This window comes from Carboxylicivirga litoralis (assembly GCF_025499605.1).
Lineage (GTDB): Bacteria > Bacteroidota > Bacteroidia > Bacteroidales > Marinilabiliaceae > Carboxylicivirga > Carboxylicivirga litoralis.
This window is the reverse complement of the sequence record NZ_JAFMVC010000003.1, coordinates 37,109-49,750: the sequence shown is the minus strand read 5'-3', so window position 1 is coordinate 49,750 and position 12,642 is coordinate 37,109. Positions and strand designations below refer to the sequence as shown.

At 40.2% G+C, this 12,642-nt stretch carries 8 protein-coding genes and 1 riboswitch; all 8 genes read left to right on the top strand.

The window, feature by feature from the left end:
* Nucleotides 1-155 precede the first annotated feature (155 nt).
* The 8 genes from J1N10_RS03995 to J1N10_RS03960 all read left to right on the top strand — a co-directional run bounded on the left by J1N10_RS03995 (nucleotide 156) and on the right by J1N10_RS03960 (nucleotide 12,642).
* Nucleotides 156-1,952, top strand: a complete 1,797-nt coding sequence (locus tag J1N10_RS03995; RefSeq protein ID WP_262325384.1) for a methyl-accepting chemotaxis protein — start codon at nucleotides 156-158, stop codon at nucleotides 1,950-1,952.
* Between the two features lie 94 nt (nucleotides 1,953-2,046).
* Nucleotides 2,047-2,263, top strand: a riboswitch (cobalamin riboswitch).
* 97 nt (nucleotides 2,264-2,360) lie between these two features.
* The gene (locus tag J1N10_RS03990) at nucleotides 2,361-4,640 is read left to right on the top strand and encodes a TonB-dependent receptor (RefSeq protein ID WP_262325383.1); all 2,280 of its coding nucleotides are present in this window, start codon (nucleotides 2,361-2,363) and stop codon (nucleotides 4,638-4,640) included.
* A 19-nt stretch (nucleotides 4,641-4,659) separates the two neighbouring features.
* A complete protein-coding gene (locus J1N10_RS03985) occupies nucleotides 4,660-5,568 on the top strand; it encodes a sirohydrochlorin cobaltochelatase (protein WP_262325382.1) in 909 nt (302 codons plus the stop codon).
* A gap of 35 nt (nucleotides 5,569-5,603) precedes the next feature.
* Nucleotides 5,604-6,560 carry a sirohydrochlorin cobaltochelatase gene (locus J1N10_RS03980; protein WP_262325381.1) on the top strand — a complete coding sequence of 319 codons (957 nt, stop codon included), beginning with the start codon at nucleotides 5,604-5,606 and terminating at the stop codon, nucleotides 6,558-6,560.
* Between the two features lie 117 nt (nucleotides 6,561-6,677).
* On the top strand, nucleotides 6,678-8,861 hold the full coding sequence (locus tag J1N10_RS03975) for a TonB-dependent receptor (RefSeq protein WP_262325380.1): 2,184 nt from the start codon (nucleotides 6,678-6,680) through the stop codon (nucleotides 8,859-8,861).
* A 103-nt stretch (nucleotides 8,862-8,964) separates the two neighbouring features.
* The gene (locus J1N10_RS03970) at nucleotides 8,965-10,461 is read left to right on the top strand and encodes a PepSY domain-containing protein (RefSeq protein WP_262325379.1); all 1,497 of its coding nucleotides are present in this window, start codon (nucleotides 8,965-8,967) and stop codon (nucleotides 10,459-10,461) included.
* Nucleotides 10,445-11,563 (top strand): ABC transporter substrate-binding protein, encoded by a 1,119-nt coding sequence (locus tag J1N10_RS03965; RefSeq protein WP_262325378.1) that lies wholly within the window; start codon nucleotides 10,445-10,447, stop codon nucleotides 11,561-11,563. The genes J1N10_RS03970 and J1N10_RS03965 overlap by 17 nt, the downstream gene beginning before the upstream one ends.
* Before the next feature lie 35 nt (nucleotides 11,564-11,598).
* A complete protein-coding gene (locus J1N10_RS03960; protein WP_262325377.1) occupies nucleotides 11,599-12,642 on the top strand; it encodes a FecCD family ABC transporter permease in 1,044 nt (347 codons plus the stop codon).

The following is a 12,642-nucleotide window of genomic DNA, read 5'->3' as shown; positions in this document are numbered from 1 at the left end:
TACACAACAGAAGGAAGAGGTAATCGGAAGGTTACCTCTTTTTTATTATTATCCTTTTGTTAGCTTATAGTTAACATTGCCTTTACATTAGCCCTATAGCATGATCCTATCTTTGTTACCAACTGTTGGGGAATCAAAATAAATAACTTTACATCATGCAACAAGGAACAATGCGTTTTCGCTTTACCTTACTAACTGTTCTTCTCATTACAACGTTTAGTGGAATTGGCTTTTACACACACTTTGCTCTTAAAAACATAAAGAGCAATAACACCATTGAAAACAACATTTACGAACTGGAGTCGTTGATGCTTCAAATGCGAAGAAATGAAAAAGACTTTCTGGCACGGGCAGTTAGCGACCCCAAATTTTACACATCGCAACAAAGTAAATATGCCAGCCAATTAAACGCTAACATGAAGGCGGCGAAACACATCTGCACTGAGCTATCAAACAACCAATTTATTACCAATAATAACATGACACTGATGGTTGACTCCATCAACCAATCTTTATCAAATTATCATAGGCTATTTCAGCAAATCAAGACTAACGTCCTTCAGAAAGGCTTTAAAGATTATGGCATGGTTGGAGAAATGCGACAGGCTATTCATGAAATTGAATCAACACTCAAACAGTGCAACGATGACCACCTGATGGTTTATATGTTGATGAGTCGTAGACATGAGAAAGATTTTTTATTGCGTCATGACCTGAAGTATCAAAGTAAGTTTTTAGATAATGCTGAAACATTCAGAATAGCTATAAAGCAGTCGAAGCACAAAGCAAAAGAGGAGATGATTGCCTTGCTCGATAATTACGAAACAACGTTTTTAAATGTTGTTAGTAAACAAACGGATTTAGGCTTAGATGAAAAAAGTGGTCTTTTAGGTCATCTCAGAGATGAAGTACATAAAGTAGAACCTATCATTGCACGGTCGAAAACAATACTGGTTGAGGCGCTGGCGAGTAATACTCGTGCTATTACCTGGTGGATTATCTTTTTCATCACCGTGGGCGCTACACTGGTCATCATTTTTAGTATTTATATTCTACGCGGTGTTAGACAAATGCTGGGAGCAGAACCATACCAGGTGGCAGAAATTGCCAGGCAGGTGGCAAACGGCGATTTAGAAATTGACAACGATATACGAAATAATGCCAAGGGCGTGTTACACACGTTTGTGATTATGGTAGATACCTTACAATCACTAATGAAGGAAATTTCAGAGGTCGTTTCACAGCTCAATAAAACAAGTTATGCATTGGGTATCACATCAGGCGAGATGGCCCAGGGCGCTTTGACACAAGCCTCATCTTTTGAAGAAATTGCTACATCAATGGAAGAAATTAATTCCAATGCACAACAAAACTCTTTTAATTCACAAAACACCTTTAAATCGTCCAATAAAGCTAGCCTGGAACTTGAAAAAGTGAAAAATAAAGCCGGTGATTCATACGAAACAGTAAAAATCATTAGCGATAAAGTTCGTGTCATTACTGAAATTGCCAATCAAACCAATATACTGGCTCTTAATGCAGCTGTGGAAGCATCGCGTGCAGGAGCGCAAGGAAGAGGATTTGCAGTGGTGGCACAGGAGGTGAAAAAACTGGCAGAGAAAACTCGTGATGCAGCACAGGAGATTGTTGCAATGGCACACGAAAGCCTTGAAGTTTCCACCTTAACAACCGACAGCCTGTTTAAACTGATTCCTACAGTAAAACAAAATTCGACATTGATTGAAGAAATTGCCATGGCCAGCAACGAGCAATCCAATGGCATCAACCAGGTTACTACAACCCTTCAGGAGATCAACCACATAACGCAACAAAATGCAGCAGCTTCTGAACGCATGACCCACACAGTTAATGAACTGAATGAGCAATCATCAAAACTTAAAAATGTACTAGGCTATTTCCAACTCAACAAGGAAGCGGATTTATATAACTAACTATATTTCTACACCTTATACAACTAGCAGATTCACCCCTCAAATGAATCTGCTTTTTTGTTAATCGAAATATTGCATTCCCTAAACAAGTTTATATCTTTGCAGCGCTTTTGGTGATTGAACTATTCGCAATAGTTTGATTGAAAAGGGAATCCGGTGAAAATCCGGAACAGTACCCGCTACTGTAATCCCGTTAATATCTATGATATTAATGTGTTCTCAACAGTCAGAATCCACTGTCGACATCAGGTTGATGGGAAGGAGTTGAGAATCGGGAAAGTCAGGAAACCTGCCAACAGCTAGTAATAATTTATTGCTTCCGGGAAAAGAAGTTAATGCTGTTCGGATTATTCCAGAATATGAGTCATTAGAAGGGTTCCATGGATGCATTAGTAATGTGTGTTTACTATGCATAAGTTTGTAGTGGTTGCAGCGCTTCTGATAACTTTAAGCCTGCCAACTTACAGTCAGAGTGCCACCTTAAAGGGGAATATTTATAATAAAGAAAGCCTTGAAAGCATTGGATTTGCTAATGTTTATATCGACAGCTTATACTCAACAGCTACTGCCAGCAATGCTTACGGCCATTATCAACTCAACAAGTTAAAACCTGGTCATTATACACTGTGTGTTTCGCACTTAGGATATGAGATTCATCAACAAAAAGTTGAGTTACAAGAAGGCCTTAATACCATCGATATAGCACTTAATCCAAAGTCAGAAACATTATCACCAATTGTAGTAACAGGTACTGGTACGCATCATCGTATAGATAATGTTCCCGTTCAAACCGAAATCATCACACAAAAAGATATCGCTGAATTATCAGGTAGAAATGTGGAAGAAATCATCTCGTCCATTTCTTCATCTATTGATTATACCAATAGTTCCATGGGCACCAATATCAAAATTAATGGATTGGGTAGCGATTACGTGCTTATCCTGCTAAATGGAAAGCGTCTCACTGGTGGTGTTGGTTCGTATGTGGATTTAACTCGTATTAATTCCGAAGACATTGCCCAAATTGAAATAGTAAAAGGCGCTTCATCAACATTGTATGGTTCTGATGCCATTGCTGGTGTTATCAATATTATCACAAAAAAACCTAAACAAAATCTTTCAATTACTAATAACACGCGATTAGGTGCTTATGGTGAATTAAAACAGCTAAATTCAGTAAACTATAGCAAAGGCAAATTAAGCAGCAAAACCACCTTTAATTACAAGCAAAAGGATGGTTACCAGATTAACAACATGCGCTTTAATAATAAGTGGGAAAGTAACCATGATTTGCCTTACCTGGTGCCTACATACTACAAACCGGTAAATAAAAGCAGAGCCTACACCATCAGTCAGCATTTTGCTTATGATATCAATAACAAGTTAAGCATCAATACGGATTTATCGTGGTACGAAAAACGTTTATTTTTTCCATTTAAAGCGCAGATGCACGACTATTATTACAACGACAGGACAGCTGCAGCAGGTGCCAAATACAAACTAAAAAACAAGAATTTCATCGAGCTAAGTCTTAGCTACAATAATTACCTGTATTATACCGAATACCCCTACAAGTTCAACGAAACATTTATCACAAACACGGAGGTACTGAACCAAACCATTTACTCTGGCGACCGCTTTAAGAACTCGGAAACACAAACCATCAACACACAGTTCAAAGGTGTATTTAACTTAAATAAAAAAAACAGGTTGAGTGTTGGAGCGGAGTTACTCAGTGAATATCTAGAGGCTCAATACCGATTAACAAAACCGGATGTTGAAGCACATACCTATGCTGTTTATGCACAAAACGAAACCAAGTTAACCGACAAACTGGATTTGGTAACCGGCTTGCGCGCTATCTATCATAACCAGGCAGGTTTCTCACTGACACCAAAGTTAACGTTGATGTATAAGCATTCTAACTTGATTCATCGCTTAACCTACTCTAATGGTTTTAAAAGTCCAACACTAAAAGAGCTCTACTACTATTACGAAAGTGACCGCATGGGTATGTATCGCTTATACCTTGGCAACAAAGATTTAAAACCTCAGCGATCGCACTACATCTCCTATTCAACGGAAGTCAAAATCAAAGCATTACGAACGAGCATTAACTTGTATATCAACCGTGTGAATGATAAAATTGATTACGCTATTATACCAACTTCCTACGACCATAGACGACGCGGCATTGAAGAAACCAAAATGCGTTACAACATTGATGAAGCCCAAACAATCGGTATTGACTGGCACGCTGCTTTTACATTCTTTAAGCAGCTGCAGGTTCAAACCGGCTATAGCTATGTTGATGCCCGCAACCTCACACAAAATATCCGCCTGAATGGTGTTTCGAAGCATAGTGCAACGGCCAAAGCCGCCTGGACCAAACGCTGGAAATCCTATCACCTTAACCTGACGCTTGCTGGGGTATATAAATCAGACCGCTTTTATCTCGAAGAAGATTTAGAGCGCACAACAGCTAAACCCTATCAACTCTGGAAACTAACGTCGAGTCATACGCTTAAATACATCAAATCGTGCAACATCACCGGCATCATTGGGGTCGATAATATCCTCGATTATGTTGATGATAGTCCTTATGGCTCACATTATGGCACACTCAATCCAGGACGCACCATTTTCGCCGGTGTCAACCTGAAGTTTTCGAAAAGTAATAAAACCTAAACTCACAAAAACCATCATTATGAATAGAATCATCATATTAATGCTAGCCCTTATGACTGTTTTTACAGGCTGTGAAAACCATAACAACGAGGCTATTTTATTGGTTACATTTGGCTCCTCATACGAAGCGCCACAACAAACCTTTAAAACAATTGATGCTGCCTTTAAAAACCACTATCCAGAACTTGATGTTAGTTGGGCCTACACCTCAAGCTTTATAATAAAAAAGCTACGCGAAGGCAGAGGTGGAGGTAGCCTGAAAGGTCAGAAAATAATCAATTACACGCCTGAAGAAGCATTGCGGCTGTTGGCTAAAAAAGGCTATACACAAATTAATGTTCAGTCTCTACATATTATTCCGGGCGAAGAATATGATGACTTAGTTGAAACCATTTGTGCCTTTACAAGCAAACACCCTAAAGTTAAAATCAATATTGGTGCGCCGCTCTTAAACGACGCTAATGATATTCGATACATCGCCCAAATGCTATCGGCAAAATTTGCACAGCAAGCGAAGCAAGGACCTGTATGTTTTATGGGTCATGGCACTCCCCACAAGGCAGATACCATGTATACCACTCTTGATACCGAACTAAAACGCATTAATCCCAACTTTTTTGTGGGAACAGTTGAAGGTACTGCCTTCGACAACGGAATAACATCGGTTGATGGACTTTTAAATACCATTGGTGCAATAAATGAAAAACCAATGCAAGTAACATTGAGTCCTTTAATGTCGGTTGTGGGCGACCATGCCAGTAACGACATGAACGGCACAAGTGGTGAAAGTGAGCCAGCCAAACAATCGTGGCGCGAACGCTTTGAAGCAGAAAACTACCAAGTACAATGCGATATGACCGGATTGGGTGACTACCCTGAAGTGCTTGCCCTTTGGATTCAGCATTTACAAACCGCAATGAACCAGTAACTGGAATTTTAATACTTAACTTAAAAATGAAACAAATGAACTTATTTAAGAAAGCAGCCTGGGCATTAATGGCCACAACAGTAATGTTTACCGCCTGTAGCGATGACGACGACAACAGCGAGTTTAAACTAGGTGACAAGGAAGGTAACCTTTTGGTAACTTTTGGTTCGTCATTTCCAGAACCTCAATTGACGTTTCAGAAAATTGATGAAACAGCTAAAAAAGAATTTAAGAATGAAGAAATCCGTTGGGGTTATACATCAGATCTAATTCTTAATAAACTTCGTCAGGGTAACGGAGAAGGCTCATTAAATGGTACTGTAATCGACAATGATACACCTCAGGAAGCCTTAGAGGTAATGGTTAAAGAGGGTTATTCTACTTTCTATGTGCAATCACTACATGTTATTCCTGGAGAAGAATTTGAAGAACTAAATGAAGCCATTGAAGCATTTGAACACAAGTATGAAGGTGTCAAAGTAAAGGTTGGTACTCCATTATTAACAAGCGATGCAGACATCAAAGCTGTTGCTAAAGTATTAGCTGACAAATTTGCAACACAGGTAGCCGAAGGTCCGGTTTTATTTATGGGTCACGGTACGCCACACCAAGCAGATGGTCAATACACTAAACTTCAGGCAGAACTAACCGCATTGAATCCAAACTTCTTTGTTGGAACGGTTGAAGGTATTGGTTTTGGCAAAGAAGAAAACGAAGGCAAGGGGCCATTGGCCATTGGTAGTTTAGTTGCGAAAGTTAATGCTATTACTCCAAAACCAACTAAAGTAACCATCACTCCATTAATGTCAATAGCTGGAGACCATGCTAATAACGATATGAATGGTATAACCGGTAAAACAGATCCAATTGAACAGTCGTGGAGAGAGCGCCTTGAAGCTGAGGGCTACGAGGTTACTGATATTATGAAAGGATTGGGTGACTACGAGGAAATCAATGCCATTTGGATGAATCATCTAAAAGCAATTAAATAGGACGGTAATAAGAAAGAGGCTGTAAAGACACCATTGGTCATTGAAGTCTGCAACAGCTTCTTTCTAATTCTAATAAACACATCTGGACCTTCAATAGAAGGGATAAACATCAAACACATGGAAAGATTTTTTACGCTATTATTAATTCTTGTACTAAGTTGTGGGTTAGCACAAGCACAGCAGAAACACAGCATTTCAGGAAAAGTAACTGATAACACTGGCGAAGCACTAACCGGCGCCAATGTTTACATCAATGGTACAACCATTGGAACAGCCACTAATGCCAAGGGTGAATTTACTTTAAAAAATATAACAGCAGGCAACTACCAGATATGTGCCTCTTTCTCTGGCTTCAAACGTTACAGAGAAAATATTGAACTAAATGCTTCCATCCAAAACTTAGAAATGAGCATGGAGGAAAGCACTGGTACCTTAGGCGAAGTGGTAGTAACAGGTACAGGTACACCGCATCACCTTAAAACCGCTCCTGTTCCGACTGAGCTGTTGAACTCACAAATGATAGAATCAGCAGCAGCTCCAGACTTTATTAACTTGATGGGTTCCGTTAGTCCGTCTTTTGACTTTAGCCCAAATACAATGGGTTCATTTATGCAATTAAATGGTTTGGGCAACGATTTTATTGTCATCCTCATTGATGGCCGACGTGTATATGGCGATATGGGTGGTATGAACGACTTAGGCCGCATTAATCCCAACAACATCGAGCGTGTTGAAGTGGTAAAAGGTGCTTCATCAGCCTTATATGGCTCCGATGCCATTGCCGGTGTGATTAACATCATCACCAAAAAATCGAAGCGTAGCATCTCGGCCAATCACAATACACAATATGGCACTTACAACACCTATCAATCAACCACCAATATTGATTTTAACTCAAAAATCGTATCAGGCCATACCACTTTTTCTCAAAGCAAAACAGACGGCTGGCAAAACAGTCCTTATGAAGTTGATGGTGATGAGTTAGTTGAAACCGACGAAATGACTCAAAACGCCTATCTGCGTCGCAATGTTCGACAAGATTTAGAGTTTCGTATAAGCGATAAATTAAGCATATACGGAGGTGGCTCGTACTACATGAACGATAACAAACGCGCATTATCGGTCAAAGATTATGGTTTGTTTTTCGAAGATTTCAGCTACAACGCAGGGGCTAAATATCTTCTGTCAAAGTCTTCAAACATCACTTTCGACTATACATCTGACACCTATAAGTACTATTACAAATACAATCAGACCAAAGAGGGCAAATACGAAGCTGGCGATTATCAGCTCAACAGCGACCAGCGACGCGATGATTACAACTTGCGATGGATAAGCAAATTAGGAAAGCATCAAACCATAACACTTGGTTCGGAATTAGTACAAGAATTTTACCGCTCAGAAGGGCGTCTGCAGCACGATGAGGAAAGTGTTAATACTTTGTCTTTTTACCTTCAAGACGAAATCAGTTTATTTGATGACTTGATGTTAACTGCAGGCTTGCGCGTAGTTAAACACGATAACTTTGGAACCATTGCAACTCCAAAACTATCGGCTTTATATCAACTGGGTCACTTCAATCTGCGCGGTACTTACTCGCGTGGCTTTAAAGCACCAACCTTGAAAGAGCAGTACTATTACTACGAAAAGCGAGGTACTTTATATTTAGGTAATACCGATCTGGATCCACAAAAATCGAACTATTACAGCGCAGGTGTGGACTATAACAACAAATGGTTATCAACCAACATGAGCGTTTATCAAAACGATGTGGATGGCCTAATAGCCTATGAAAACACCGAATTATTGCCTGGAGATGCAGATAATGGTATCAAAAAACGTCGCCAACATTTCAACATTGAAGAAGCACGTACGCGTGGCTTTGACGTAATGGTAGATGTTAAGCTACCTCTTGGTTTCTCGTTTGGAGGTGGCTATAGCTATGTAGATGCCATGAACCTGACTGAAGATATTCGTCTGGATTACGTGGCCCGTCACTATGGAAATGTGCGTGTTGGCTATTTCCATCATTGGAATAACTACCATCTGAATGTTCAGCTATTGGGTCGCCTACAAGATGATAAATACTATCATGAGGAACCGAATGCAAAGGGCTATGACCTATGGAAGCTAACAACGACACACCAGTTGCTTCATTCAAACAAAGTGAACCTGAAGCTAACAGCTGGTATTGATAATGTTTTCGATTACGTGGATGATGTTCCTTACGGTGAGAATCGTGGTACCATCAATCCTGGACGCACCTATTTTGTTGGTGTGAATATCAATTTTGCTAATTAAAACCACTTAATAGCTCAATTAGCAGAGTCGAAATGAATGATCTACTATTCATCTCGACTCTGCTAATTGAGCCGTTACTTTAATAAATCACCTTAGTATCGCCATGAAAAAACTAAAAACAGCACTAATTCAGCTCCACAAAATAAGCGGCTCTTTCATTAGCCTGCTGTTTCTGATGTGGTTTCTAACGGGTTTTGTGCTAATTTTTGCCGGTTTTCCACATGCGTCGCGACAAGAGCGCTTTGAGCATTTGAGACCTTTTAACCCATCCGACGTTGAAAACATACAAGCTTTTCCAAAACACAAAGGCAAGGTTGAGCTTGAGAAATACTATGACAGACCTGTTTATCGTTTATATTCAGGCCGCCGTGGCCAAAGCGTTTATGATGCCAGAACACTTAAAAAAATTGAATCTTTCTCACAAGATGAGGCAAAAGCCATCTCTGAAAGTTATAGAAAGCATCCGGTAACAAAAATAGAACGCCTTGAAACATTAGATTCCTGGATTCCATGGAGCTACTATAAACCACTGCTTCCTTTTTATAAATGCTACATTGATGATGAAGCACATACTGTACTCTATGTCTCCTCAAGTAGTGGTGCAATCATTCAGGAAACCAACCGAAAATCACGCTGGATGGCACGTATAGGTGCCATTCCACACTGGATTTATTTCAAACAATTAAAAAGTAATGATGAGCTTTGGAAAACCATCATTGTTATCCTTGGCATCATCGGTTTGCTGGCGTGCTTATCAGGCTTTTGGGTAGCTTTTTATCGTGTAAAAAAAGATGCTAACAATGAAATAATTAAACTTACCATTTACAAAAAGTGGGATTATAAATGGCATCATTTATTAGGTTGGTTTCTCGTTTTATTCTTAAGCACTTTTACCCTTAGCGGTGTTTTCTATACCACAGATATTCCTGCTTGGATAAGTGCCAAACCCGAAGGCCGTTCCTACTTGTCGAAATGGAACAAAGCACATGCTGCTAACAACACGATTTCTCCATCTGCCTTTTGGAAGCAATTACCTATCAAATCAGGTCTGCGAAAAATAGCACCATCATCATCAATGAATAAACAGGTGATAAATGCATATTACGATGATTACCAAAACCCCCAATCGTTTCTCGTCATCAACCGGGATTCAATAGTTCCTTTTTCCTTCACTGAAAACGAACTCATTAGCTATGCACAAACAGTGTTTAAGCAACATACATTTGAGCTCAGTTTACAAACTACCTATGACGATTACTACCGTCAGTCGGGCATGTTTAATCATCCTCTGCCAGTGTATAAAATACAAGTTAATGACGCATACAACACTCAGCTTTTCATCGATAGTAATACGGGTAAGGCACTGACATATATTGATAACAATAAAAAAACTCGTCGTTGGTTAACCAAAGCATTACATAAGTTTGACTTTCCATTTTTAGTTAACCACGATTGGCTGCGAAAGCTTTTGCTAATCATCGTTCTTCTGCCATGTACTTTCATGTGTATAACAAGTGTGGTTTTGAGTTGGAGATGGTTGAAGAGGCAAATTAAAAGGACCAATAGAAAAAAGAAAATTAAACATGAAGATCACATATAATCTCATTCTAGGATGTCTGGTGATTTTAATGACATCTTGTCAAGGTAAAACCAGTCAAAAGCAAAACACCAAACCGCTGACAAAGCAACAACTTAGCTATGCCAAAGGCTTTAGTATTTCGAAAGACGGTCATAAAACCATTCTCGATATCTACTCACCCAAAGACACATCTAAACTGCTTCAGTCATTTACCTTGATGCCTGCCGATTATAACCAGGCGCTAAAAGAAAATGAAATTAAAGTACCATGTAGACGCATCATCTGCTTAAGTTCTACTCAGTTGGCTTACCTGATTGAGTTAGATGCCTTGGATAACATCGTTGGTATCAACAGTAGTCGTCACCTGTTTAACCAAAATATCAACGACAAAGTAAAAGCTAATGCGATTCAAAAAGTAGGTAAAGAAGGCATATTCAATATAGAAACAATTGTGAGCCTTTCACCGGATGTGATATTTGTTTCACCTTTTAAAACGGGCGGTTACGATGCCATTAAAAACCTGGGTGTTCCGCTTGTGCCCATGGCAGCCTTTGCCGAACAAACACCACTGGGGCGAGCCGAATGGATAAAAATGTTGGCTCTTTTTGCCGATAAAGAAGCGGCCGCAGACTCCATCTATACCGCTATAGAGGCAGACTACTTGCGCCTTAAAAAGCTGACGCAAACAGTTGAGCATCGCCCTAGTGTATTTAGTGGTAAAATGAAAGGCGGTACCTGGTATGCAGCCGGAGGAGATAGTTTTTTTGCCCATTATTTTCGCGATGCGGGCGCCGATTACATAATTAAAAACCAGCTGACCGCCTCAATGCCCATGGATTATGAATCCATTTACAGCCTGGCAGCGAAAGCAGATTACTGGCGATTGCTGACCAGTTCGCCTAATGGGTTTGGAAAGCAGATGCTGAAAGAAGAGGACGAACGATATGCCGATTTCAAAGCCTATAAAACAGGTAATGTGTTGGTATGTAACCTTCGACAAGTGCCCTACAGAGAGGAATCAGCCATCAAGCCCAATATTCTGTTGGCCGATTACATTTACCACTTCCATCCGAAGTTACTGCCAGATTATCAGCCACGCTATTGGAAGAAGATTGAAGAATAAGAAGATAAAAGATTCAAGACATAAGACTGATTGACATGATGCACATAGTCAACAATAAAACAAAGTATGCCACCCTCATTCTGCTGGTATTAGCCTTGCTTCTACTCAATATGATATTGGGTTCGGTGCATATACCCATAAAAGCCGTATTCCAGATTATTAGCGGCCAGGAAACATCCAATATCATCTGGGAAAACATCATCACCCGATCGCGCTTACCTCAGGCTATAGTTGCCCTGGGAGCAGGAATGGGCTTAGGCATCGCTGGCTTGCTTATGCAAACTTTGTTTCGAAATCCCTTAGCCGGCCCTTCTGTATTGGGTATTTCATCGGGAGCCAGCCTGGGCGTTGGTTTCGTGATATTGGTAGCAGGTCAATTCTTTGGCTTTAGCTTTTCCTCGTTGGGTTTATTTGGCGATTTATCTTTACTGGTGGCGGCCTTGGCTGGTTCGCTATGCATTTTGTTGGTCATACTATTTGTTTCCCGACGAATAGGCGGCACCTTAGCGGTTTTGATAATTGGCGTAATGATTGGTTACCTCAGTAATTCGGTGGTAGGCATTATGAAATTTTATAGCCTCGAAGAAGATGTTCACACCTATGTTATATGGGGTTTGGGTAGTTTTTCGCGCCTGTCACTGGCACGAGCCCAACTGTTTTTGGTACTGATAACAATACCGGCTGTGGCCTGCCTCTTTATTTCCAAGTGGCTTAACCTACTGTCTCTTGGTGAGAATTATGCCCAGAACCTGGGACTAAAAATTCATCGCGCCCGCATGGTTGTTATCTTAATGTCTGGTGTCTTGACGGCCTTAGTCACTGCATTCTGCGGTCCTATCGTATTTATAGGCATGGCGGTGCCCCATATGGCTAAGTTGGTGGCACGCACCTCCAATCATTTTACCCTTATATTACACGCCGGCTTATTAGGAGCTGCTACTGCCTTGCTTTGCAATGTTATAGCGCGAATGCCTGGCTTAGATAGTGCATTACCCATCAACTCAGTAACAGCTTTTATTGGGGCACCGGTAGTTATATCCGTTATTTGGAAGCGTAGAAAAGAACAATTTGCAGAATAA